This window comes from Marinobacter profundi (assembly GCF_002744715.1).
In the GTDB taxonomy this organism is placed as follows: Bacteria; Pseudomonadota; Gammaproteobacteria; order Pseudomonadales; family Oleiphilaceae; genus Marinobacter; species Marinobacter profundi.
The window spans coordinates 283,064-307,551 of the sequence record NZ_KZ319368.1 but is presented as its reverse complement, the minus strand read 5'-3'; the positions used below and the strand labels follow the sequence as shown (position 1 = coordinate 307,551).

Below are 24,488 nucleotides of genomic sequence, written 5' to 3'. Positions count from 1 at the left end.
GCAAGCACATGAATCACCACCCAGATGATCTTATCATGCTGTTCAATGACCTGTTCCGGGAAAGTTTCGGGACGGTACTGGTCAGGGGCGGCGACGAACCGGAGTATTTGCCAGCGACCGGGCCGGAAGGCTTGGCCAGGGTGGTTTTTGCCCGGAATTTCTACGCCAGCGCGCTACATGAAATCAGTCACTGGTGTATTGCCGGCGAACAGCGCAGAACCCTGCACGATTATGGCTACTGGTACTGTCCGGACGGCCGGAGTCGGGATCATCAACGTCTGTTCGAACAGGTGGAGGTCAAGCCCCAGGCCCTTGAATGGCTGTTTTCCGTGGCGGCGGGCTCCCGCTTTCATATCAGTATCGATAACCTGTCCGGTGACGGAGCGGTCGACGAGGCCGGTTTCCGTCGCAGGGTCAGGACCCAGGCGGACGACTACCTCCGCAACGGGATGCCCTCGCGGGCGGCTTCATTTTTCACGTCACTCATGACATTTTACGGAACGACCGAGCGGTTTGGCGCAGCGTGGGCTGAAGAATCCGCGCGGGAATAGCACTGTGGTGCCGGAGCCTTTCCGATCCGGTCGCTGCTACGCGCTCTGTCGTTCATCGACAACAAGGTAAGTTGACTCTATATGACATCCGAAATCTCAACGGCGATCGACTCGCAGGAAAGCCAGGTGCCGGCTACGAGCCGCCCAAAGGTGGAAGTGCCGGAAGCTGCCGGCAAAACCCGTTTCAGTGACCTCAATCTGGACCAGCGGGTACTGGACGCCATCACTGACATTGGCTTCGAATACTGTACTCCGATCCAGGCCGAGACCCTGCCGTACACCCTCGCGTGCGAAGACCTGATCGGCCAGGCCCAGACCGGGACCGGCAAAACCGCTGCGTTCCTGATTACCGCCATCCAGAGCCTGCTGGAAACGCCGATTCCGAAGGCCGACCGTTTTGCCTCGGAGCCCCGTGTGCTGGCGCTGGCGCCGACCCGTGAACTGGCTCTGCAGATCGCCAAGGACGCCGAACAGCTTTGCGGCTATACCGGCCACAACGTGGTTACCGTGGTGGGAGGCATGAATTACGACAAGCAGCGCGACCAGCTGCAGAATGAAATTGTCGATATTCTGGTGGCTACCCCGGGCCGGCTGATCGATTTTCTCGGATCCCAGGACGTGTTCCTGGACCAGCTCGACATCCTCATTCTGGATGAGGCCGACCGGATGCTGGACATGGGGTTCATTCCGGACGTCAAGCGGATCATTCGCAAGTGTACGCCGAAGGAAGAGCGCCAGACCCTGCTGTTCAGTGCCACCTTCAACCAGGACGTGCTGAACCTGGCCTCCATGTGGACCCGCAATGCCGAGTTTGTGGAGATCGAGCCCCAGCAGAAGACCGCGGAGCGGGTCAAGCAGACGGTTTACCTGGTAGGCGAGGATGAAAAGTTGCCGGTGCTGGTGAACTATCTCCAGCGGCCGGAGGTGGAGAAGGCCATTGTATTTGCCAATCGCCGCGACCAGTGCCGTGACCTGGAGGAAGATCTCCGCAACCAGGGCGTCAAGGTTGCCCTGATGTCCGGTGAAATTGCCCAGACCAAACGCCTCAAGACCCTCGACCAGTTCAAGCGTGGCACCATCCAGGTGCTGGTGGCGACGGACGTTGCCGGCCGGGGCATCCATGTCGACGGGGTCAGCCACGTCTTCAACTACAACCTGCCGGAAAACGCGGAGGACTATGTCCACCGCATCGGTCGTACCGGCCGCGCGGGCCAGCACGGGGTTTCCATCAGTTTTGCCAGTGAAGACGATGCATTTTCGCTGCCGGCCATTGAGAGCTACATCAGCCAGAAACTGAAAACCGCGGTGCCCGAGGAAGACCTCAGCGCACCCCTGGAGAAGCCTCCCATCACCCGAAACCGTGGACGTCGCCGTCCGCAGGGCAGTGGCGGTCGTAATCCGCGCCAGCGCAGATCCTGACGGAGCCCTGACAAGCCATGTTAATCGTTGCTGACGAGAACATTCCCTTACTGGACTCCTTCTTTGACGATATCGGCGAGGTGCGGCGGGTTTCCGGTCGTGGTATGTCGCCGGAAGATGTGCAGGATGCCGACGTGCTTCTGGTCCGTTCAGTAACCCGGGTCGACCGCGATTTGCTGGAGGGCAGCCGGGTCAAGTTTGTCGGGACTGCCACCATCGGCACCGACCATGTTGACGTGCCCTGGCTGGAGTCCCGCGGAATTGCCTTCTGTGCGGCTCCGGGCTGCAATGCCAACAGCGTGGCGGAGTATGTGCTGTCGGTGGTGTCCCTTCACATTGAAAAGAAGGGCCTGAAGGATTGGGCCGACCTCTCCGTGGGCATTGTCGGTGCCGGAAATGTCGGCAGCGAACTGGCTCGCAAGCTGGACTGGCTGGATTGCACCGTCAAGCTTTGTGATCCCCCCAGAGCGGCCCTGGAAGGCGAGGAAGGCTTTGTCAGTCTGGATGAGGCGCTGGCGTGCGATGTTATTACCCTGCACACGCCGTTAACCCGGGATGGCGAGCATGCCACCTATCACCTGCTTGGCGCGGGACGGCTGCAGGCGCTGCGTGCTGATCAGTTGCTGATCAACAGTGGCCGCGGTGAGGTGGTTGACTGCCGGGCCCTGCTTGACCGGCTTGATGAGGCCAACCCGCCCACGGTGGTGCTGGATGTATGGGAGCAGGAACCCCGGATCAGCCCGGAGTTGGTCGATCGGGTGTGGATTGCCACGCCGCACATCGCCGGCTATAGCCTGGAGGGCAAGGTTCAGGGTACCGAAATGATCTACCAGGGGCTGTGCCGGTTTCTGGGCTTGCCGGTGCGCAAGAAAGCCGGGCAATTCCTGCCGGAGCCGGCCCTCAGCAAGCTGTCATTTACCAGCGCTGCGTCGGAGTGGTCGGCGACCACGGTTGCCATGCGATCCTGCTACGATCCGCGAATGGATGACAGCCGCCTGCGGCTGACCATGGATCGTGAGGCCAGGGAACGGGGGGGCGCTTTCGACCGCCTGCGGCGGGATTATCCGGTGCGCCGGGAGTTTTCCAGCGTCAAGATCCAGCTCAAGGGCACCAGCAAGTCCCTGCAGGATACCTTCCGTGCGCTCGGCTTCAAGCTGAAGATCTAGTCCACGCGTTGCGGGTGCCACGGCACCCGCATACCTCTTTCGCGCTAACGTTCTGACTCAGAGTTGGGCCTGCTGGAGTGCGGCAATACGGGTTTCCAGCGGTGGGTGAGTCATGAACAGCGCACCCAGGCCACCTCGGGCACCACGGTTGATACCAAAGGCTTGCAGGGAATCCGGCATCTGGTCGGGCACTTCGCTTTCCTGTTTCAGGCGGGTGAGTGCGCTGATCATGGCCGAGCGCCCCGCCAGCCGGGCGCCGGCGATATCCGCCCGAAACTCCCGCCGCCGGGAGAACCAGAACACGATCGTACTCGCCAGAATGCCCAGTACCAGTTCAGCCACCAGGCTGACGATGAAAAAGCCGGGGCCGTGACCCTGCTCGTTCTTGAAAACCACCCGATCCACCAGTGAGCCGATGACCCGTGAGGCAAAGATCACGAAGGTATTCACCACGCCCTGAATCAGCGCCAGGGTAATCATGTCCCCATTGGCCACGTGACCGATCTCATGGCCCAGAACAGCGCGGATCTCGTCTTTGTTGAAGCGGGTGAGCAGCCCCTCGCTAACGGCCACCAGAGCCGCGTTGCGGTTCCAGCCGGTTGCAAAGGCATTGGACTGGCTGGCCGGGAAAATGGCAACTTCCGGCATGCCGATACCGGCGTTTTTCGCCAGCTCCGCAACGGTTTCGACCAGCCAGCGTTCTGCAGGCGTGCGGGGCGACTCAATGACCTGGGCCTTGGTGCTCCATTTCGCCATCGGCTTGGAGATAAGCAGGGAGACGATGGCTCCGGCAAAGCCAAAAACGGCAGCGAACGCCAGCAGCGAGCCATACTGAATGCCGTTGGCGGTCAGATAGCTGTCGACGCCAAGCAGGCGAAGGGTCACGCTGGCGACGAGAATCACCGCCAGGTTGGTGGCCAGAAATAACAGAATTCGCATTATCCGTTCCTTTTTTCACGATCAATACGAAGAGAATGGGTGTCTGTCTTCAGAAGCTATATGGTGGCGCCATTCGCCACTTCAACAGGCTTGCTGCAGTTTAACCTGCAGAGCGGCCATGGAAGAATGCCGCCTTCATGACCTGGCTGATCCGGTCCGAACTCTTGCTTCGCAGGGCCTCACGGATCAGAAAGATATACGTTGAAAAGTCTTCGCGGATGGTAGGCGGGACATCATCGGCGAGCTCTGCGGCCGCCGGTGCGAGGGTCCGGAGCAGGGTGGGGTCGGCGACGCTGCTCAGACGCTCGAAGGCGGCCCGGGTCAGCACGGCCTGGTCCAGGGCTTCCTGGCGGATGGTATCGACATAGCGAACCAGGCCTTCTTCCGCCAGCCACAGCAGGCTGCCGAAGCAGGCCATGTGGCGACGGCTGTGCAAACCGAACTCGTCCGGATCGTCAGGGCCGGCGATATCCTCCACGAAGAGGTTGATGCGACGGGGAAAGCCGTTATAGAGCTGCACCAGCGCTATCGCGGTATCCTTGTAGAACTCCTCGATGTGAATATCCGCCATGCCGGACCCCGTTACTGCTGGTATGTGGACAGGAAGTGGGCCAGGCGCTTGATGGCGTCTTCCAGCGTGTCCTCCCGGGGCAGGAAAACCACCCGCAGGTGCTGACGGTCGTCAACGTTAAATGCCGAGCCCTGAACCAGCAGGATCCGCTCCTGCAGCAGCAGGTCCAGCACCAGTTTCTCGTCATTGACGATGGGAAAGCGTTTGGGGTCCAGTTTCGGGAACATATACAGGGCGCCGCTGGGCTTTACGCAACTGACTCCCGGGATGTCGTTGAGCAGCGACCAGGCGGTCTGGCGCTGCTCGTAAAGGCGTCCGCCGGGTGCCACCAGATCGTTGATGGACTGATAGCCACCGAGGGCGGTCTGGATAGCGAGCTGGGCCGGCACGTTGGCACACAGTCGCATGTTGGAGAGCATGTCGATGCCCTCGATCAGGTCCTGGGCGCGGTGCTTGGCGCCGCTGATAATCATCCAGCCAGAGCGATAACCGGCGGCACGGTAATTCTTGGACAGGCCGTTATAGGTGAAGAACAGCACGTCGTCAGCCAGCGACGCCGTGGAGATGTGTTCCACCCCGTCATAGAGGATCTTGTCGTAGATCTCGTCCGACAGAACCACCAGGTTGTGCTGGCGGGCCAGTTCCACAATCTGTTCAAGCAGCTCGCGGGAATACACGGCGCCTGTCGGGTTATTCGGGTTGATCAGCACAATGGCGCGGGTGCGACGGGTGATCTTTTTCTTGATGTCGTCAATGTCCGGGTACCAGTCCTGTTGCTCATCACAGCGGTAATGTACCGGTTTGCCGCTGGACAAGGTGACGGCGGCCGTCCACAGGGGGTAGTCCGGAGCCGGGATGAGAACCTCGTCACCGGTGTTGAGCAGGGCCTGCATCGACATCACAATCAGCTCACTGACACCGTTGCCCAGGTAGATGTCATCAATGTCGACCTTGTCGATGCCGCGCTGCTGGCAGTAATGCATGACCGCCTTCCGGGCGGAGAACAGCCCCTTGGACTCGACGTAACCCTGGGCCAGGTGCATGTTGTAGATGACGTCCTGCTGGATTTCTTCCGGAACGTCGAGTTCAAAGGCTGCCGGATTGCCGATATTCAGCTTGAGAACCCGGTGGCCCTCTTCTTCCAGCCGACGCGCCTCACGCAGAACCACGCCACGTATTTCGTAACACACGTTATCCAGTTTGGCGGATTTCTTGTAGTTCAGCATGAGGTCAGTACTTCCTTTGGTTGGCGCTAAAACACCTATTCTAGCGGAGCAGGGTGCGCCGGCAACAGGTCAATCGTGATGAATTGTGGCGAAAAATGGTACAGAAGCCAAAGTTTTAACCGGTACAGTTAATTTGTTAGTGCAACCGGTGCAATCCGCATGGTAAATAGATTGTGCAAAATCCGATGGTGAACAACTCTCTAATCAGGAATGAAGGGACCTTTCATGTCAGATCACGCCATATACGAAATCGAAGTTACCGACATCCGCGGGCAGTCTCATAGCATGGCGGAGTACCAGGGCAAGGTCCTGTTGATTGTGAATACGGCCAGCAAGTGCGGCTTTACGCCCCAGTTTGAGGGGCTGCAATCCCTTTACAATGATCTGGCTGGACGCGGACTGGTGGTCCTGGGCTTTCCCTGCAACCAGTTTCTGAACCAGGATCCGGGCGATGACGATGCCATCAGTCAGTTCTGTAGCCTGAACTACGGTGTGGACTTCCCGATGTTTGCCAAGGTGGAGGTGAATGGTCCCGGTACCCATCCCCTGTTCAGCTTGCTGAAAGGCCGCGCCCGGGGGCTGCTGGGGTCGGAAAAAATCAAATGGAATTTCACCAAGTTCCTGGTGAACCGCGAAGGGGAAGTGGTCAACCGTTACCCCCCGACGACCAAGCCCGACGCCATCCGGGCAGATATCGAGAAGCTGCTTTGACGGCCGCCGCCATGACGGACCCCCTGGTCCTCGATAATCAGGTCTGCTTTGCACTCTATGCCGCAAACCGTGCGGTAACAGCCCTGTATCGCCCGTTGCTCGCCAGTCTCGGGCTGACCTATCCCCAGTACCTGGTCATGCTGGTGCTGTGGGAAGCGGAGGCTGCAGGCGAGCCGATGCGGGTGAGCGATCTTGGCCAGCGGTTAAGGCTGGACTCCGGAACCCTGACCCCGTTGCTGAAGCGACTGGAACAGGCGAAGCTGGTGGCACGGTCGCGCAGCCAGCAGGATGAGCGGGTAGTAACGCTGCGCCTGACTCCGAAGGGGCAGGCCCTGCGGGAGCGGGCCCTGGATGTACCCGGGCAAATGCTGTGTCGTACCGGGTTGGATGCGGATGCCCTGTTTGCCTTGCGTGACCAGCTGAAAGCACTGCTCAGTCAGCTTGAACAACCGCGGGCGTCCAGCGCTCAATGACCGACCGGAGCTCGTTCTTGTTGTAGGGCTTGGTGATGTAGTCGTTCATCCCGGCTGCCAGACAGTCTTCGCGGTCGCCCTGCATGACGTTGGCGGTGACTGCGATGACTGGAAGATTCTGCCAGTCGGGATTGGCGCGGATGTGGCGGGTTGCTTCATAGCCGTCCATGACCGGCATCTGGCAGTCCATCAGCACCATGTCGTAGTGGGCGTTGGTCAAGGCGTTCAGGGCACGTTTGCCGTTCTCTGCCAGGTCGACGTCGTGCCCCAGTTTGCGAAGAATGCTGCTGGCTACGATCTGGTTGACCTGGTTGTCCTCGACCAGCAACAGGCGGAGTTTGCGGGTGCTGGCCGCTGGCTGGTCGCTGTTCCGGGGTGGTTCGGGGGCCGGGCGTTCGAGGCCGGCGGCCACCAGCAGGCATCGGTACAGGTCATCTCGTCGCAGGGGCATGAGCAGCAGACAGGTGTCGCCGGTCTCCCTTGCCGACGCGAAGCGGTCAACCAGAATGGTCCGGCAGCCATGGAGCGGGGTGGCTGTTTCCGGGGGTGGGGCGTCGGCATCGGCGATCACCATGCCTGGCTCACCGGCAGGAACCTGCTCCCGTACCCGCAACCCCCACGCCCGTAACTGGTTCTCGATGGGCAGGCGGTGCGGATGCTGGGCAGCCAGGGTCAGGGCGACCGTATAGCCTGCAAGTTCCGGAGGCAGGCTCTGTTCACGGGGCGGGCCCTGATCCTGTTTGTCCTCGGGCAATGGCAGCACAACGGTGAAGTGTGTTCCCAGGCGTTCCTCGGAATCGACCAGGATCTGGCCATGCATCCGCTCAACCAGCTGGCGGCACAGGGTCAGGCCGAGGCCGGTGCCACCATACAGCCGGGTGGTGTCGCTGTCGGCCTGGGAAAACGGCGAGAATATCCGGTGCAGGCCTTCCCGGGACATTCCGATGCCGGTGTCCATCACGTCGATGCGCAGATTGCCTCCCATCTGGGTGGCGCGGATCCTGACCGAGCCGGTATCGGTAAATTTGATGGCATTGTTAAGCAGGTTGTTGATGACCTGGCGGGTACGGGTGGGGTCTCCCCGGTAGACTTCAGCCAGTTCCGGGTCGATATCAACCACCAGGTCAATCCGCTTGCGCCGGGCCTGCTCGCCATGGAGGGTGGCGCATTCTTCAATCAGGTTGCGGAGGTTGAAGGGAATATTCTCCAGCCCCAGCTTGCCCGCTTCCACCTTGGAAATATCGAGAATGTCGTTAAGCAGGGACAGCAGGCTTTGTCCGGCAGTTACTGCAATTTCCAGCCGGTTGCGCTGGGCCGGTTCGAGCTCGCCTTCCAGGGCCAGGTTAAGCATACCCAGCACGCCGTTCAGTGGCGTGCGGATCTCGTGGCTCATGTTGGCGAGGAAGCTGGCGCGGGAGCGGGCTTTGCGCACGGCATCTTCCTTGGCACGAATCAGGGCCTGGTTACTTCGCAGCAGGGCCTGGTTCTTTTCCGAGATCTCCCGGGTACGATCCTCGACTTCATGCTCCAGCTGGCTGGAGTAATTCTTCATGGCGCTTTCCGCCAGACGCAGGCGCGCCAGGCTCGAATCGATCGTGTCGAGGTGGTCATTGATGATGCCCACCATCAGTCCTATTTCATCTTCCCGGTGCTTGTAGGGCACCGGCAGGCGCACCTTCTCGGGTGTTTCAGCCCGCACCCGGCCCAGGGCATTGATGACATTCATGATTGGCCGGGTCAGCACAAAGTAGAAAATGAACAGCAGCGCGATCGACAGCACCAGGCTTTTCAGGAACCCGCTCAGCAGGGTATAGCCGGATCGCTGCAGAAACCGAAGCCCGTAGTGGTAGGTGTCAATTGTCAGCGCCAGTCGCCCCAGTGGTATATCGGTGAGCTGCGGGACCCGCAGGTCATCGGTAAAGTAGCGGTCGGGACCAAACAGGGCATCGCTGAGCAGGCGATACCGGGACTCGAACGGATTCTGGCTGGCCTCGGCCAGCACCAGGCCTTCCGGGTCAACGATCCGCGCATCGATGATGGCGGGGTGCTTGAGCAGGCCGTCGAGCAGTTCCTCGGCCAGGCGGATATCAATGTTATAGGCAATCTGGGATGCGGGGCTGTGGCTGATCTCCATCAACGCGCGGATTTCATCTTCCATGGAGCGACGGGCGTCAAAGTAATCCAGCGTCACCTGAACCAGGTTGAGCAGCAGGCCCAGCCCCATGGCAACCAGCACCGTGTTGCGGGTCAGGCGTAAGGAAAGCCGTTTGCTGAACCAGGAACTCACCGTTATTTGTATCCCTGTGGAATTTGGCCGCACCCTGCCGGTTCTGTTGAATTGCAGGAAAGCCCGGGGCGCTAGTGTTGGACCCAACCGTGGATTGTGCGGGTAACTCCGCCAAGGTTAGCAGAAAACCCCGGGTTATTCCGTCTTCTAACCGGGCCGGGATATCGTGTATATTTGTCTGGTGAATTTTGTCGAGGCAGTAAATAAATCTGGTGAATGGTGAGGCAGTGGTATGGATATTTCCCGGGTAGATTTGAATCTGCTGGTCTATCTCGATGTGCTGTTGCGGGAAAAGAATGTAACCAAGGCCGCCAACCACCTGGGAATCACCCAGCCGGCAATGAGCAACGGGTTACGACGGCTGCGTGACCTGTTCGGCGATCCGATCCTGGTGCGGACCAGCGAGGGCATGACAGCGACGGAGCGGGCCCGTGAGCTGCAGCCGCTGGTACGCGGCATACTTTCCGACATCGAGCAGGCGGTCCAGGAGAAAACCCCGTTCGCCGCGTTTGACAGCCAGCGGGTGTTCCGCATCATGGCCAGTGACTACGCCGAGTCCTGCCTGATGCCCCGGGTCCTGCGCCGTATTCGCCAGGAGGCTCCCCAGGTTACCCTCGACGTGCTGACCCCCAGCGACGTCAGCTTTCTCGATGTGGAGCAGGGCCGTGTTGATATGGCAATCAACCGTTTCGACAAGATCCCCCAGTCCTTCCATCAGAAAACCCTTTGGATCGAATACTTTGCCTGCCTGATGAACGCCCGCAATCCTCTGCTGGAAAAGCCGTTCACCCTGGATACCTACCTGGATGCCAGTCACATCTGGGTCAGCAAAACCGGGTTCGGCGTCGGCGTCGGCGTCAACCCCAAGGACGTCCAGCGCCTGGGCTGGGTTGACGAGGCGCTGTCGCGGATGGGGCGTAAACGTCAGATTTCGGTATTCACCCGGCACTATCAGGTGGCTATGTTGCTGGCGGAGCAGCACGATCTGATTGCCACCTTGCCGTCCCGGGCCGCCTGGCTGCAGAAAGACAATCCGAATCTGGTCGTCAAGGTGCCGCCTTTTGAGATCCCGCCGTTTGAGCTGAAAATGGCCTGGAGCCCTTTGTTGCAGCACAACGCCGATCACCAGTGGCTGCGCCGGCTGGTCATCGAGGTAGCTGCGGAGGTGGACACGGAATTTGCGCCCTTCGGTTCACAGTTCGAGTCTGAGGAGCGCCTGAGTCTCCACCACTCAGAGCGGTAGTTCGCGGAGCTCCAGGGAGTTGCGACCGGCGTCCCACATCCGCTGGAAGCTTTCCGACAGGAGCCGGACACGGCCGCTGTCGGTGAAGTTGGCAAAGCCTTCCGGTTTGTAGAAATCGTGGCGATAGAGCAGCGCTTCCCGGTCTGCCAGCACAAACGGCTGGTCTTCCACCGGGTACTGGCTGTTGACCAGGCGCAGTTCGATGCGGCTGGGCAGCCGTCGCATCAGTTCGACAATCCGGTGGCGCTTCTTCACCAGCGGGCGGTCATCGTGGATCAGAATACGCACTTCGCTCAGGCGGTGGCGGCGCGCCAGTGCCGACAGCACTTCACGGAAGCGGAAACGGTCGTAGAGGTCGTGCTCCAGCAGCCGGTCGTACAGCCAGATTCGCTGGCTCGCCTGGCTGACCAGGGAATCCAGTAAGGCGGCGAGCTCCTCTTCGCAGTGGAACAACCAGGCGTCAGCATCCTCGCCTTTCACCATGGGATAGTGGCGCCTGCCAAGTTCCGCTGCCACCAGTTCCGGCGCCAGGCAGCACATGTCGACATGGGGAATGCCGGCATCTTCGTAGGGCGAGGAGCAGACATGAAAGCCGCTACGCTGGTAGAAGGGAACAGCATGTCGCTGGGCAGACAGCCTGAGCTCCGGAAACTGGCCTGCAGCGTCCTGGATCAGTCGATTCAGCAACGTACGGCCGATGCCCCGACCCCGGAACTCCGGCAAAATTGCCATCCGGCCGATATGGGCTGTTTCGGACAGGGTGGAGAACATCCGGGCCACTGCGACGGGCGTGTTGTCCGGCAACACGGCGAGGTAATGATCGGCAATGTCGTCGGTGTCATCCCATTCCAGGGCTTCCGGCACCTGTTGCTCGTCAATAAACACCTGCTGGCGGATCTGCCGGACGCTTGCCGGTGCCAGTTGCCAGCTGTATTTGCGAATGCGGATCTTCATTCCAGGTACAGGCTTCCCTGATTGAACAGGTTGGCTAACAGCCCCCTCAGCGCTTCGTCGTCGAGCAGGGCTGCCAGACGGTCCATGTCGGGCCGGGCACCTTCGCAGAGCAGCGGTGCCAGCTCCTGGGCGTCGCCCCGCAGCAGATACCGCTCGCCGTCGACAAACAGCGCGGTTTCGCCTTCCAGGATGTAATAGGCAAAGCGCGAGCCCTCGTTCCAGCGTACCTGCGCACCGTCGGCGACCCATGCCTGCAGGTCGTCAGCGGTGATTGGCTCGTCCGCCGGCGCCACGATGTCCATACTTTTCGGAGCGGTCGCATACTGGCCAAACCAGAAGGCCAGCTGCCGCCGGTCCGTCAGCCGGGCACGGATGATACCGTCGAGGTGGTCGATGACCTCCGGGCTGATGGTTCCCGGGTTGTCCTGGACCTGGAGGTCGGGGTCGGTCAGGTGATCCGAGGCATCGGACTGGCTGCAGAGAAAATCGGTGAATCCGGTGAGGATGTCATCGATACTGGGCGCCCGGAAGCCAACCGACAGGGTGATGCAGTCGTCCAGCGCAACGCCATGGTGGCCCACGCCGGGCGGCAGGTAGAGCATGTCCCCGGGCTCGAGCACTACGGTTTCCTCACCTTCCCAGCTACTGAGGATGCGCAGGGGCGTGCCGTCAACCCGGGGTGAGGTGTGGTCGCAATGGCCGCCGAACGTCCATTCCCGCTTGCCGTGGGCCTGCAGGAGGAACACGTCGTACTGGTCGTAATGGGGGCCGACACTGCCTCCCCTCGGGGCATAGCTGGCCATAATGTCGTCCAGCCGCCAGTTGGGGATGAAGCGGAAGTTTTCCAGCAGGTCGGCAATGTCCGGCACCCAGTGGTCGAGACCCTGGACCAGCAGCGTCCAGTGGGTTTCCGGCAGGGTTTCGAAGCGTTCTGGCGCAAACGGTCCGTTGTGGAGTTGCCAGGGTTTGCCGCTGTCGTTCTCGATGATAATGCGGGATTCGACCGCTTCCTCGCAGGCCAGGCCGGCCAGCTCATCTGCCGAAACCGGACACTCGAATCCGGGAAAGGCCTGGCGGATGACTAATGGTTTTTTCTGCCAGTACTCCCGCAAGAAATCCTGTGCTGTCAGTCCGCCGAGCAGTTCCATGATTCAGATTGCCTCCGCTTGGTCTGTGGCGTTTCCGATGTAGGAGCCGGGCGTCAGGGCCAGCAGGTCGTCTTTGGCGGCCTGGGGAATCTCGAGGGAGTCCACAAAGCTGCGGATGACCTCGGGTGTCATGGCCTTGCCGCGGGTGAGCGCCTTCAGTTTTTCATACGGCTTCTCGATATTATAGCGGCGCATGACGGTCTGGATGGGTTCCGCCAGCACTTCCCAGGCGTGATCGAGGTCATCGTCCAGCCGTACCGGGTTGAGCTCCAGCTTGCCCAGGCCTTTCAGGGTTGCCTCGTAGGCAATCAGGCTGTGGGCAAAGCCGACCCCGAGGTTGCGCAGCACGGTCGAGTCGGTCAGGTCACGCTGCCAGCGGGAAATGGGCAGTTTCGCAGACAGGTGGCCAAACAGGGCGTTGGCGATACCCAGGTTGCCTTCGGAGTTCTCGAAGTCGATGGGGTTTACCTTGTGGGGCATGGTGGACGAGCCGACTTCGCCTTCCACGGTCTTCTGCTTGAAGTAGCCCAGGGAAATGTAGCCCCAGATGTCCCGGTCCAGGTCGATCAGGATGGTGTTGAAGCGGGCGACAGCGTCGTAGAGCTCGGCAATGTAGTCGTGGGGCTCGATCTGGGTAGTGTAGGGGTTCCAGTTCAGGCCCAGGCCTTCGATAAAGTCCCGGGCGTTGGCGGCCCAGTCGATGTCCGGGTAGGCCGACAGATGCGCATTGTAGTTACCCACGGCGCCGTTGATCTTGCCCAGCAGTTCAATGCTCCGGATCTGGCTAACCTGGCGGCGCAGACGATAGACCACGTTGGCCAGCTCCTTGCCGACGGTGGACGGCGAGGCGGTCTGGCCATGGGTGCGGGACAGCATCGGCTGGCTGGCGTGCTCGTGGGCCAGCTCGGTCAGTTTGTCGATCACCATGTCCATGGCGGGCAGCATGCCGAAGTCGAGACCTTCCCGCAGCATCAGGGCGTGGGACAGGTTGTTGATGTCCTCGGAGGTGCAGGCAAAGTGAACGAACTCGGTCACGGCGTGCAGTTCCGGCACGGCGGCGATTTTTTCCTTGATGAAGTATTCCACCGCCTTGACGTCGTGGTTGGTGGTGCGTTCGATTTCCTTGATGCGGCCAGCGTCTTCCAGGCTGAACTCGCTGACCATCAGGTCGAGGAAGCGGTTGGCCTCGGCGGAGAAGGGGGGAACCTCGCTGATTTGCGGATGGGCGGCGAGTTTCTGCAGCCAGCGGATTTCGACGGTTACCCGGTTTCTGATCAGGCCATATTCACTGAAAATTTCACGGAAAACGCTGACTTTGCTGCCGTAGCGTCCATCGACCGGGGAAATGGCGGTCAGGGCGGTGAGTTCCATCGAAAACCTCTCAAGTCATCAAAGAAAAAATCGGGGTGGTAAATGATACACCAGCACCGGCAGGGATTCAGTCGTAAACGGACTGGTTTGCTTTCTCGGCCAGCTGCTTTGCGTTATCTATGATTTTGCGGCGGGTAAAAATCAGTTGCCAGCGCCGGCCGCCGGACTGGCGCCAGAGGACAGCGGAGCGGATGCCGGCCAGCAGCAGGGCGCGTACCTTTGCAGCGTTTTCCTCTTGCTGCAGTACGTTGGGATCACCGGTGACCTGGATGCGCATGCGGAACGTGCTGATGGTATCGGCATACACCGACGCCAGGTTGGCGATCAGATTGGGATGGGTAAAGCCGAAATGGCTCGCGGTATGACGCGCCTGCTCGATGCGGCTGCCAATCACCGCCATCATGTCCTGCTGGCGGTTGAGCTTGGATTCCAGGTGAATCAGGTTGAGGGCGTAGCGCAGCACCTCGATGTCCCTGGTCTTGCTCTGTTCGCTAAGGACGCTGCCGAGCGTCGCCAGGCCCTCACGCAGATCCTTCAGATCGCCACCATAGACGTCGAGTGTGGTTTGCGGGTCGGTTGCAAACAGCGAACGGATGGCGGTCTCCAGGCTGGAGCTGTTGCAGGAGCCGTTGTGGGCAACCTGTTGCACCAGGGCAGCCGCCTGGAATACCCCCGCAAGGGCGAGGGTCTGGTCGTAAACGGAACGGGTCATGAGCCGGCTCCGTTGTCCCGGTGCCGCTCCGCTGCGGGCTCGCCGTCCCGCCAGGTCTGCTCGATGACACCACCGCCCAGGCAAACGTCGCCCTGGTAAAACACCACCGACTGGCCGGGGGTCACGGCACGCTGGGCGTCATCAAAAACCACTCGTACCCCGCTGTCCGTCACGGTAACCATGCAATCTTGGTCGGGCTGGCGATACCGGGTCTTGGCCTTGCAGCGGAAGGATTCTGCCGGTGGCTCACCTGCTACCCAGTCGACCGGACCGCTGATCAGGCCGCGGGAGAACAGCAACGGATGGTTCTTGCCTTGCACAGCAATCAGCACGTTCCGCGTCAGGTCTTTCTCCGCAACGTACCAGGGGTCATCGCCAAACTCGCTCAGGCCGCCAATACCCAGACCCTGCCGCTGGCCAATGGTGTGATACATCAGGCCCTGGTGGCGGCCGATCCTGGTACCGTCGGGGGTCTCGATATCGCCTGGCTGGGCGGGGATGTACTGTTTGAGGAAGTCACGGAACTTGCGTTCACCGATAAAGCAAATGCCGGTGGAGTCCTTCTTGTCGTGGGTGACAAACCCCTGGGCTTCGGCGATCCGCCGGACCTCCGGCTTTTCGAGTTCGCCCACCGGGAACAGGGTGCGGGCGATCCGGTCGCCGGCGACGGCATGCAGGAAGTAGCTCTGATCCTTGTTGGCATCAAGGCCCTTGAGCAATTGTGCGCGGCCGGAACCGTCATCCAGCGGCCGCTGGCGGGCATAGTGGCCGGTGGCAATGTAGTCGGCGCCCAGGGTCACCGCGTAATCGAGGAAGGCGCGGAACTTGACCTCCTTGTTGCAGAGGATGTCCGGGTTCGGCGTCCGTCCAGCACGATATTCGGAGAGAAAATGTTCGAACACCCGGTCCCAGTACTCCGCGGCAAAACTTGCGGTATGCAGGGTAATGCCCATGGCGTCGGCAACAGCCTGGGCATCGGCCAGGTCGGTCATGGCGGTACAGTACTCGGTGCCGTCATCCTCGTCCCAGTTCTTCATGAACAGGCCCTCAACCTGGTAGCCCTGATCTTTCAGGAGCCAGGCTGCAACGGATGAATCGACACCGCCGGACATGCCGACGATTACGCGGGTATTTTCAGGTGCTTTGGTCATCACTACGCCGGTAACGGTAAAAACCCCGGAGTTTACCAGTTATCCCGGGTTACGTCTGCGTATCGACGATGATGTCGAGGGGGTAGCGGCGTCCGTTTCGGTAATCTTCTATGCACTGCAGCACCAGAGGGCTGCGCAGGCGCTCGCCCAGCTGGCGGATCTCCTCGAGGGTGAGCCAGTGGGCAGCGATGATGCCGTCGTCCAGGTTGTCGCTGACTTTGCGGAGGGCGCGCGCGGAGAAGCAGAAGCGGTAGTAGGTTACTCCGTTGGCGGGCGCCTTGTAGGTATAGAAGCCCAGAAAGTGCTCGGGTTCCACTTCCCAGCCGGTTTCTTCCAGGGCTTCACGGCGGGCGGCGTCAGTGATGGCTTCGCCTTCCTCGATGTGGCCCGCAGGCTGATTGAATACCACCAGTCCGCCACTGCTTTCTTCGACCAGCAGAAACCGGCCGGCGTCATCTTCTACAATTACCGCCACGGTGGCATGGGGTTTCCAGGTCATGATCGGGTTGTTCTCCGCTGCTGATTGGGTTTGCCAGAGGCACTGCGACGGCGGTTCGTCGCAGCGGGGCGTTGCGATGCCGGTGGTGCCGGTACATGCACCGTCTGCTTGCGATAGGTGCCCGGGGCGAGTCCATCCAGCGTCCAGTCGCCGATACGATAACGGATCAGCCGCAGGGTAGGGAAGCCAACTGCAGCAGTCATCCGCCTGACCTGACGGTTTCTTCCCTCGGTGATGGTCAGTTCGAGCCAGGACGTTGGAATCTGCTCCCGGTGTCGAACCGGCGGATGGCGTGGCCACACCTCGGGGGGGGCGATGGCCCTGGCACGGGCAGGTCGGGTCAGCCCGTCTTTCAGGATGATCCCGCGGCGCAACTGGTCGAGCGCTGCCTCAGTGATCTCACCCTCCACCTGAACCCAATAGGCCTTCGCCATTTTCTGGTCCGGGCTGGCAATTCGGTGCTGGAGCTGGCCGTCGGAGGTGAGCAGCAAAAGGCCTTCGGAGTCGTAATCCAGGCGTCCGGCCGGGTAGACACCGGGGATGTCCACGAAATCCGCGAGGGTAGGCCGGCCAGCGGCGTCGGTGAACTGGCACATGACCTGAAAGGGTTTGTTCAGCAGTATCAGGGTAGCCATAGCAAGCCGTCGTCATGATAATGGGACGAGACTTTACGGTATTCGGCAGGACAAAAACAATCATCCCGCCACGTCCGGACTGGATGGCGGTCCAAGCTTCCCGGCAAACCGGCAGGGCGCCGGCCTGTTCAGGCGTTTACAGCGCGCGGCTGGTCAGAGTACCCGGTGTTTTCCTGGTCGCTGCCATCCGCACTGGCGTCGGCCTTACCGGCCTTGTCCGCCTGGTCCACGGGAATGATATTGATGGCGTGAACACCTTTGTCGCTGGGCTTCTTGTCAAAAGTGACGGTCTGACCCGCTTTCAGGGTCTTGTAGCCATCCATCTGGACCGACGAGAAGTGCGCAAACAGGTCGTCTGTGCAGCCTTCTTCGATAATGAAGCCGTAGCCTTTGGCGTTGTTGAACCATTTGACTTTGCCTATAGGCATGATGAACTCCCCTGTTCCGTCATTATCACTATTGTTAGTTGTTATGGCGTTGCGTTGTGGCCGCGATAGCGACACGTTGTTACCTTTCGTAGTGTATTGCTGACGCCAGGTAACACAATTTTACATTACAACGGATACTGTCGGCCAAGACGTGGTCTGAGTCAATAGCGGACATCGCCTTTAGCGGTGGTTGATAAAGGTCAGGAAGCGTTATGATGGCAAGAGTGATAACCAGCTCACGCCGGTTTGGCCAGACGGCTTGAAAACCGGCTTGGGGACAACCATCTTATGCATAAGGCACCGATGACCGGTAAACAAACATGCGGATTATCCAGAATTCTCTACTAGTATTTAATCAGGGGGGTAGCGAAGAACCGGGGCGTCAGGACGACGTCAATGTTGCACCCGAGAAACCGGCGCTCAAGCGCCCGGCGCGCTACCGGGTCGTGTTGCTGAACGACGATTACACACCAATGGACTTCGTGGTCGATGTACTGATGAAATTCTTCGGGATGAACGAAGAGAAGGCGACGCAGGTGATGCTGCTCGTCCATACGCAGGGAAAAGCCGTATGTGGGGTATATACCCGTGACATCGCTGAGACAAAGGCGGCACAGGTGAATCAGTATTCTTCGGAATGTGAACATCCGCTGCTTTGCGAGATTGAACGTGCGGACTGACAGACGTCGGGGTGGCCCATGCTGAGCAAAGATCTTGAAATTACGCTGAATACCGCCTTCAAAAATGCCCGTGACAAGCGTCATGAGTTCATGACCGTGGAGCATTTGTTGCTGGCGCTGCTCGACAACGAGTCGGCAGTGGGCGTCCTCAAAGCCTGTGGCGCCGATCTCCAGCGCCTGCAGGAAGAACTTGTCGAATTCGTTGACTCAACCACACCACTGATTCCGAGCAGCGATAGCGAGCGCGAGACCCAGCCCACTCTGGGCTTCCAGCGGGTTTTGCAGCGCGCCGTATTCCATGTCCAGTCTTCCGGCAAGAAGGAGGTCACCGGGGCCAATGTGCTGGTGGCGATCTTCAGTGAGCAGGAAAGCCAGGCGGTTTACGTGCTTAAAAAGCAGAACATCGCACGGATCGATGTGGTCAACTTTGTGTCCCATGGCATCTCGCGGGTGCAGGGTAACGAGGATCAGGGTCCGGACCAGGCTTCCCATGACGAGGCCGGGGAAGAGGGTGGCTCATCCCGCCCCCTGGAGGCCTACGCAACCAACCTCAATGAACAGGCCCGGCAGGGCCGGATCGACCCGTTGATCGGTCGGGAACACGAAGTGGAGCGGGTGGTGCAGATCCTGGTTCGCCGCCGCAAGAACAACCCGTTGCTGGTGGGCGAGGCCGGTGTTGGCAAGACCGCCATTGCCGAGGGTCTGGCCAAGCGCATCGTCGATGGCCAGGTGCCGGAGATTATCTCCGACGCCGTGGTGTACTCGCTCGATCTGGGGGCGCTGCTTGCGGGCACCAAGTACCGTGGTGACTTCGAGAAGCGCCTGAAAGGCTTGCTGTCCGAGCTCAAGAAAGAGCCCCATGCCATTCTGTTCATCGATGAAATCCATACCATCATCGGTGCCGGGTCGGCGTCGGGCGGCGTGATGGACGCGTCAAACCTGCTGAAGCCGATGTTGAGTTCCGGGGAGATTCGCTGCATCGGTTCCACGACTTTCTCGGAGTTCCGCGGAATTTTCGAGAAAGACAGCGCACTTGCGCGCAGATTCCAGAAGATTGATGTGAATGAGCCGAGCGTTGAGGACACTTACCAGATCCTTCGCGGACTCAAGCCCAACTTCGAGAAACACCACGACCTCCGTTACACCGACAAGGCCCTGCGGGTTGCCGCGGAGCTGGCTGATCGCTATATCAGTGACCGTCACCTGCCGGACAAGGCCATCGACGTGATTGATGAAGCGGGAGCGCGCCAGCGCCTGATGCCGGTGGCCAAGCGCAAGAAAACCATTGATGTGCCGGAAATCGAAGAGGTGGTGGCAACCATTGCGCGGATTCCGCCAAAGAGCGTGTCCTCCAGCGACAAGGACGTGCTGCGCAACCTGGAGCGGAATCTCAAGATGGTGGTCTTCGGCCAGGACAAGGCCATCGAGTCCCTGTCAACCGCTATCAAACTTGCGCGTGCCGGCCTGAAGGCACCTGAAAAACCGGAAGGGGCCTTCCTGTTTGCCGGCCCGACGGGGGTGGGTAAGACCGAAGTCACCCGTCAGCTGGCCAAGGTGCTGGGTATCGAGCTGGTCCGCTTTGATATGTCCGAGTACATGGAGCGGCATACCGTGTCCCGTCTGATCGGTGCGCCTCCGGGCTATGTGGGCTTTGATCAGGGTGGCCTGCTGACTGAAGCGGTCAACAAACATCCGCACTGTGTGCTGTTGCTGGACGAGATTGAAAAGGCTCACCCGGAAGTCTTCAACCTGCTGTTGCAGGTGATGGATCACGGTACTCTGACGGACAACAATGGCCGCAAGGCGGATTTCCGTCACGTGATTCTGGTGATGACCACCAATGCCGGTGCCGAGAACATGGCCCGCCGCTCGATAGGCTTCAGTGAGCAGGATCACAGTACGGACGGAATGGAAGTGATCAGCAAGACCTTCACCCCCGAGTTCCGTAACCGGCTCGACGGTATCATCCAGTTCGGCGATCTGGCCAAGGAGACCATCGCCCATGTGGTGGACAAGTTCCTGACCGAACTCCAGGCCCAGTTGGACGAGAAACACGTGGTTCTGCACGTGGATGATGCTGCCAAGTCGTGGCTGGCGGAAAAAGGCTACGATGTCACCATGGGGGCACGTCCGATGTCCCGCCTGATCCAGGACAAGATCAAGCGGCCGCTGGCGGAACAGATCCTGTTTGGCCAGCTGTCGGAGCACGGCGGCGAGGTCAACGTCCATCTCAAGGACGACGAGCTGGTGTTCGAGTATGAGGATGAGCCCGCCGAAGCGGTGTGACTCATAACTGAAAAAGCCCCGGCCTTGCGGTCCGGGGCTTTTCAGATGTCATGCCGGCATTAACGGGCGCGGTAAACGATACGGCCTTTGCTGAGGTCGTACGGAGTCAGTTCAACTTTTACCTTATCGCCAGTGAGGATGCGGATGTAGTTCTTGCGCATCTTGCCAGAGATGTGAGCGGTAACAACGTGACCATTGCTCAGCTCAACACGGAACATGGTATTGGGAAGGGTATCGATAATCACCCCTTCCATTTCAATGACATCTGATTTCGCCATTCAGTAGAAGCCTCGTTTGGTTTGGTCTTTCCGTAATTTTAAATTGCGCAATTCTGCCTGAATTGTGGCCGTTTGGCAAAATAACCTCCGTTGCCGGGCCGTCAGGACGCGCCCTGGTCCGGCCCCGGGGGACCTTCGGGGGCGCCAGAAACCGGTGCCAGGATCTGCCACTGGCCATCCCGCAGCGCCTCGATCGGACGGAAGCGGGTCTTGTAGGTCATCTTGCGGCAGTCACGGATCCAGTAGCCCAGGTACAGGTAGGGCAGCCCCCGTTGTTGTGCCTCGCGGATCTGCCAGAGCACCGCAAACGTCCCGAGGCTGCGGTCTTCCTCGCTCGGGTCAAACATGGTGTAGATGGCGGACAGGCCGTCATCCAGGCCGTCGATTACTGCCAGCCCGATCAGTTTGTCCGCGGAGGTTATCTCCAGGAACCAGGTATCGGTCGCGCCCTCGACGAGAAAGGAAGTGAATTGTTCCCGCGACGGCGGGTACATATCACCGTCGGCATGGCGTTGTTCGATGTAGCGGGCGTAAAGCTGGTAGTAACGCTCGGTAAACGCCGCCGGCACCAGGGTGCATGCCAGGTCGGCGTTTTTTGCCAGGACCCGTCGCTGGCTGCGGTCAGGGGTGAAGCGATCGACGTTCAGTCGAACCGGTACACACGCCGAACAGTGCTCGCAATGGGGGCGGTAGTAATGCGAACCGCTCCGGCGAAAGCCGAGGGCCGTCAACTGGCTGTACAGTCGCTTGTCGACCTGGGCCCGCGGATCGACAAACATGGTGGTGGCCTCCCGGTCATGCAGGTAACTGCATTCGTGGGGTGGTGTGGCAAAAAATACCAGCGTCCTGAGATTGCTCATTCACACCTCCGGCCCCGGCCAGCGCCACTGGAACGTCCAGTTGTCCTGCTCTGGCGGGCTGTCGACACATGCTCTGAGTATAGATAAAAACTCCGACCTGGGAATACAGCGCGCGCCCATGCGCAGCAAATGGCTGCTTTCCACCTGGCAATCGATGATGCGATAGCCCCACGCCGCCAGCTGGTGGGCAAGGTGGACCATTACCACCCGGGACGCATTGGTCTCCAGGGAGAACATCGATTCACCAAAAAACGCCCGCCCGATGGCAATGCCGTACATCCCGCCGACCAGCTCACCGTGCCGGTTCCACGCTTCGATGGAATGGGCAACGCCCTGGCGGTGGAGCTCGCAGTAGCTGTCTATCATTTCCTGGGTGATCCAGGTGCCTTCTTCCCGGGTGTCGGCGCACAGCCGGATGACCTGGTCGAAAGCCTGGTCCGCGGTAACGTGGAAGCGCTGCTGGTTGAGGGTCCGTCTCAGGCTGCGGGCAATGTGGACCTCGTCCGGAAACAGCAGGCAACGGGGGTCGGGCGACCACCACAGAATCGGCTGGTCATCGCTGAACCAGGGGAAGATGCCGTGACGATACGCCAGCTTGAGTCGCTCGGTGGACAGGTCGCCACCAAGTGCCAGTAATCCATCGGGATCCTTGAGCGCTTCTTCGGTAGGTGGAAACCAGAGGTAATCGGGATCAAGCCAGGGTAGGGACGTCATGCTGCTCCGTGCTCCGGACGGCGGGTGCCAGGCCGACCTGCGGGCCGGCCTGCTGCGGGCCAGGTCAGCAGGTCAGTCCTGCTGGTCCAGAAACCGCTCGGCATCCAGTGCTGCCATGCAGCCAAAGCCGGCCGACGTTACCGCCTGACGGTAGACATGGTCAGCCACATCGCCGGCGGCAAAGACACCGGGAATGCTGGTTTCGGTAGCCATGCCCTCAAGACCGGAACGGATCCTGAGGTATCCGTTATTCATCTCCAGCTGACCTTCGAACAGGCTGGTGTTGGGCTTGTGACCGATCGCAATGAACACCCCGGCCAGGTCGATGTCCCGGGTGGAGTCATCCTTGGTGCTTTTGATCCGCATGCCGGTAACACCGGTTTCGTCACCCAGCACCTCATCCAGGGTGTGATCCCAGATCAGGTTCACGTTACCGGTCTTTGCTTTTTCGAACAGCTTGTCCTGCAGGATCTTCTCGGCCCGCAAGCTATCGCGGCGGTGCACCAGCGTGACTTCGTCTGCAATGTTGGACAGGTACAGGGCTTCCTCAACCGCGGTGTTGCCGCCGCCGATTACCGCAACTTTCTGTTTGCGATAGAAAAAACCGTCACAGGTTGCGCAGGCCGACACACCCTTGCCCTTGAATGCTTCCTCGGAATCCAGGCCCAGATACATGGCAGAGGCACCGGTTGCGATAATCAGGGCGTCGCAGGTGTACACACCGCTGTCGCCCTTGAGCACGAATGGACGGGAGCGCAGGTCAGCTTCGTTGATCGTGTCGTAGACAATGCTGGTTTCGAAGCGTTCGGCGTGCTTGAGCATGCGCTGCATCAGCTCGGGCCCCTGGACACCGTCGTTATCCCCCGGCCAGTTATCCACATCAGTGGTGGTGGTGAGCTGGCCGCCCACCTCGATGCCGGTGATCAGGGTCGGGTTCAGGTTGGCGCGGGCTGCATAGACGGCCGCGGTGTAGCCGGCAGGGCCGGAGCCGAGAATGATCAGTCGGGAATGTTTGCTTTCGCTCATTACAGGTTCTCTCTTTCCTGAAAGTTTGTCGCCGTTGTCGGCAGCCAGGCCATGATGGTGTGACCCGGGCGCGTGCTTTGCGCGTGCATCGCGCTTGCATTGATGGTGGCGCAGCCTATCACGGCGAGGGCGGTCAGTGACCAGTTGTTTTGGCCAATTCTATTGATTGAACGATGCTATCTCACCGAAGCCGTTGGTTGTCCGCCTGCAGCCAGTGGCGGACTGCCGGGTGCCGGACGCTGTCTAGGCAATGACAGAGACCGAGCTCAGAAGTTGCCGCACCCGTTCGGAACTCTTGCCCGACTCACCCTGCTCAAGGCGATGTTCTGCAACCGCGGGGAACACGGCCTGGACATCATCCGGCAGCACATGGTGGCGACCGTTCATCAGGGCCCAGGCCCGGGCCGAGCGGAGCAGGCCGAGACCGGCACGGGGTGACAGGCCATAGAGCAGGCCCGGCATCCGCCGGCTCTGTTCCAGCAGGCGCTGGACATAGTCCAGCAACGCCGGGCTGGCGCTAACCCGCCCCACGGCCTGCTGCAGCAGTTCCAGTTCCTGCTCGGTCATCTGCGGCAGCATCTGCTCGGTCATGCTGCGGCGGTCCTCGCCTTCCAGCAATTCCCGCTCCGCGCGCGGATCCGGATAGCCCAGCCGCAGTCGCATCAGGAAGCGGTCAAGCTGGGATTCCGGCAGCGGGTAAGTGCCGCCCTGTTCAACCGGATTCTGGGTGGCAATCACGAAGAACGGATGGGGGAGGGGGCGGGTTTCACCTTCGATTGAGACCTGGCGCTCCTCCATGGCCTCCAGCAATGCGCTCTGGGTCCGTGGCGATGCCCGGTTGATTTCGTCAGCCAGCACCACCTGGGCAAAGATCGGGCCAGGGTGGAAGACCAGTTTGCCGGCTTCCTTGTCGTACATCGAGAAGCCCAGCACATCCGCCGGCAGCAGGTCATTGGTAAACTGGATCCGCTGGTAGCTCAGGCCCATGGTCCGGGCCAACGCATGGGACAGGGTGGTCTTGCCCATGCCCGGGATGTCTTCGATCAGCAGGTGGCCGCGGGCCAGCAGTCCGCACACCGCCAGCCTGACCTGCTGGTCCTTGCCCAGCAGGATGGTGTTGAGCTGGTCAATAACCTTGTCGGTCACTTTTTTCATGCAGG

At 60.3% G+C, this 24,488-nt stretch carries 25 protein-coding genes; 8 read left to right on the top strand and 17 right to left on the bottom strand.

Annotated elements, in window-relative coordinates; genetic code table 11:
- Window positions 1-8: 8 nt before the first annotated feature.
- From CLH61_RS04380 to pdxB, 3 genes are all read left to right on the top strand, one after another.
- Complete coding sequence (locus tag CLH61_RS04380) at window positions 9-551, top strand: elongation factor P hydroxylase (RefSeq protein ID WP_099613488.1); 543 nt, start codon at window positions 9-11, stop codon at window positions 549-551.
- Between the two features lie 81 nt (window positions 552-632).
- Entirely contained in the window at window positions 633-1,970 is a 1,338-nt protein-coding gene (locus tag CLH61_RS04375) for a DEAD/DEAH box helicase (RefSeq protein WP_228152525.1), read from the top strand.
- A 17-nt stretch (window positions 1,971-1,987) separates the two neighbouring features.
- Entirely contained in the window at window positions 1,988-3,136 is a 1,149-nt protein-coding gene (gene pdxB, locus CLH61_RS04370; protein WP_099613487.1) for a 4-phosphoerythronate dehydrogenase PdxB, read from the top strand.
- Window positions 3,137-3,193: 57 nt separating this feature from the next.
- Here the strand turns inward: pdxB and htpX are convergent, their stop codons facing one another.
- The 3 genes from htpX to CLH61_RS04355 all read right to left on the bottom strand — a co-directional run bounded on the left by htpX (window position 3,194) and on the right by CLH61_RS04355 (window position 5,872).
- Complete coding sequence (gene htpX / locus CLH61_RS04365; RefSeq protein ID WP_211289071.1) at window positions 3,194-4,078, bottom strand: protease HtpX; 885 nt, start codon at window positions 4,076-4,078, stop codon at window positions 3,194-3,196.
- Window positions 4,079-4,175: 97 nt separating this feature from the next.
- Complete coding sequence (locus tag CLH61_RS04360; RefSeq protein WP_099613485.1) at window positions 4,176-4,646, bottom strand: hypothetical protein; 471 nt, start codon at window positions 4,644-4,646, stop codon at window positions 4,176-4,178.
- Between the two features lie 11 nt (window positions 4,647-4,657).
- On the bottom strand, window positions 4,658-5,872 hold the full coding sequence (locus tag CLH61_RS04355; RefSeq protein WP_099613484.1) for a pyridoxal phosphate-dependent aminotransferase: 1,215 nt from the start codon (window positions 5,870-5,872) through the stop codon (window positions 4,658-4,660).
- A gap of 225 nt (window positions 5,873-6,097) precedes the next feature.
- On the opposite strand from CLH61_RS04355, the gene CLH61_RS04350 reads away from it, so the two are divergent.
- Window positions 6,098-6,583 (top strand): glutathione peroxidase, encoded by a 486-nt coding sequence (locus CLH61_RS04350; RefSeq protein ID WP_099613483.1) that lies wholly within the window; start codon window positions 6,098-6,100, stop codon window positions 6,581-6,583.
- 11 nt (window positions 6,584-6,594) lie between these two features.
- Entirely contained in the window at window positions 6,595-7,056 is a 462-nt protein-coding gene (locus CLH61_RS04345; RefSeq protein WP_099613482.1) for a MarR family winged helix-turn-helix transcriptional regulator, read from the top strand.
- Here the strand turns inward: CLH61_RS04345 and CLH61_RS04340 are convergent.
- Entirely contained in the window at window positions 7,016-9,280 is a 2,265-nt protein-coding gene (locus tag CLH61_RS04340; RefSeq protein WP_099613707.1) for a hybrid sensor histidine kinase/response regulator, read from the bottom strand. The two genes, CLH61_RS04345 and CLH61_RS04340, sit on opposite strands and share 41 nt — an antisense overlap.
- A gap of 295 nt (window positions 9,281-9,575) precedes the next feature.
- On the opposite strand from CLH61_RS04340, the gene CLH61_RS04335 reads away from it, so the two are divergent.
- Entirely contained in the window at window positions 9,576-10,586 is a 1,011-nt protein-coding gene (locus tag CLH61_RS04335) for a LysR family transcriptional regulator (RefSeq protein WP_099613481.1), read from the top strand.
- On the opposite strand, the gene CLH61_RS04330 is transcribed toward CLH61_RS04335, so the two are convergent.
- The 8 genes from CLH61_RS04330 to cspD all read right to left on the bottom strand — a co-directional run bounded on the left by CLH61_RS04330 (window position 10,575) and on the right by cspD (window position 17,484).
- Window positions 10,575-11,540 carry a GNAT family N-acetyltransferase gene (locus CLH61_RS04330; RefSeq protein ID WP_099613480.1) on the bottom strand — a complete coding sequence of 322 codons (966 nt, stop codon included), beginning with the start codon at window positions 11,538-11,540 and terminating at the stop codon, window positions 10,575-10,577. The two genes, CLH61_RS04335 and CLH61_RS04330, sit on opposite strands and share 12 nt — an antisense overlap.
- Window positions 11,537-12,688: a cupin domain-containing protein gene (locus CLH61_RS04325; protein ID WP_099613479.1), complete on the bottom strand. Its 1,152-nt coding sequence runs from the start codon at window positions 12,686-12,688 to the stop codon at window positions 11,537-11,539. Before CLH61_RS04325 ends, CLH61_RS04330 begins: the two co-directional genes overlap by 4 nt.
- Window positions 12,689-12,691: 3 nt before the next feature.
- On the bottom strand, window positions 12,692-14,059 hold the full coding sequence (gene purB, locus CLH61_RS04320; protein WP_099613478.1) for an adenylosuccinate lyase: 1,368 nt from the start codon (window positions 14,057-14,059) through the stop codon (window positions 12,692-12,694).
- Between the two features lie 67 nt (window positions 14,060-14,126).
- Window positions 14,127-14,771, bottom strand: a complete 645-nt coding sequence (hflD, locus tag CLH61_RS04315; protein ID WP_099613477.1) for a high frequency lysogenization protein HflD — start codon at window positions 14,769-14,771, stop codon at window positions 14,127-14,129.
- Entirely contained in the window at window positions 14,768-15,922 is a 1,155-nt protein-coding gene (mnmA, locus tag CLH61_RS04310) for a tRNA 2-thiouridine(34) synthase MnmA (RefSeq protein ID WP_099613476.1), read from the bottom strand. The genes hflD and mnmA overlap by 4 nt, the downstream gene beginning before the upstream one ends.
- Window positions 15,923-15,971: 49 nt before the next feature.
- The gene (locus CLH61_RS04305; protein WP_099613475.1) at window positions 15,972-16,421 is read right to left on the bottom strand and encodes an NUDIX hydrolase; all 450 of its coding nucleotides are present in this window, start codon (window positions 16,419-16,421) and stop codon (window positions 15,972-15,974) included.
- A complete protein-coding gene (locus tag CLH61_RS04300) occupies window positions 16,418-17,056 on the bottom strand; it encodes a pseudouridine synthase (RefSeq protein ID WP_099613474.1) in 639 nt (212 codons plus the stop codon). Before CLH61_RS04300 ends, CLH61_RS04305 begins: the two co-directional genes overlap by 4 nt.
- Window positions 17,057-17,184: 128 nt before the next feature.
- On the bottom strand, window positions 17,185-17,484 hold the full coding sequence (gene cspD / locus CLH61_RS04295; RefSeq protein WP_099613473.1) for a cold shock domain-containing protein CspD: 300 nt from the start codon (window positions 17,482-17,484) through the stop codon (window positions 17,185-17,187).
- Between the two features lie 320 nt (window positions 17,485-17,804).
- On the opposite strand from cspD, the gene clpS reads away from it, so the two are divergent.
- Window positions 17,805-18,164 carry an ATP-dependent Clp protease adapter ClpS gene (gene clpS / locus CLH61_RS04290; protein ID WP_099613472.1) on the top strand — a complete coding sequence of 120 codons (360 nt, stop codon included), beginning with the start codon at window positions 17,805-17,807 and terminating at the stop codon, window positions 18,162-18,164.
- 18 nt (window positions 18,165-18,182) lie between these two features.
- Complete coding sequence (gene clpA / locus CLH61_RS04285; protein WP_099613471.1) at window positions 18,183-20,450, top strand: ATP-dependent Clp protease ATP-binding subunit ClpA; 2,268 nt, start codon at window positions 18,183-18,185, stop codon at window positions 20,448-20,450.
- Between the two features lie 59 nt (window positions 20,451-20,509).
- Here clpA and infA read toward each other — a convergent pair whose 3' ends face one another.
- From infA to CLH61_RS04260, 5 genes are all read right to left on the bottom strand, one after another.
- Window positions 20,510-20,728 (bottom strand): translation initiation factor IF-1, encoded by a 219-nt coding sequence (gene infA / locus CLH61_RS04280; RefSeq protein ID WP_014421226.1) that lies wholly within the window; start codon window positions 20,726-20,728, stop codon window positions 20,510-20,512.
- Window positions 20,729-20,829: 101 nt separating this feature from the next.
- On the bottom strand, window positions 20,830-21,588 hold the full coding sequence (locus tag CLH61_RS04275) for an arginyltransferase (RefSeq protein WP_099613470.1): 759 nt from the start codon (window positions 21,586-21,588) through the stop codon (window positions 20,830-20,832).
- Complete coding sequence (gene aat, locus CLH61_RS04270) at window positions 21,589-22,302, bottom strand: leucyl/phenylalanyl-tRNA--protein transferase (protein ID WP_099613469.1); 714 nt, start codon at window positions 22,300-22,302, stop codon at window positions 21,589-21,591.
- A 72-nt stretch (window positions 22,303-22,374) separates the two neighbouring features.
- On the bottom strand, window positions 22,375-23,328 hold the full coding sequence (gene trxB / locus CLH61_RS04265) for a thioredoxin-disulfide reductase (RefSeq protein ID WP_099613468.1): 954 nt from the start codon (window positions 23,326-23,328) through the stop codon (window positions 22,375-22,377).
- Window positions 23,329-23,571: 243 nt separating this feature from the next.
- Window positions 23,572-24,483, bottom strand: coding sequence for an AAA family ATPase (locus CLH61_RS04260; protein ID WP_099613467.1), 912 nt, complete (start codon window positions 24,481-24,483; stop codon window positions 23,572-23,574).
- Window positions 24,484-24,488 lie beyond the last annotated feature (5 nt).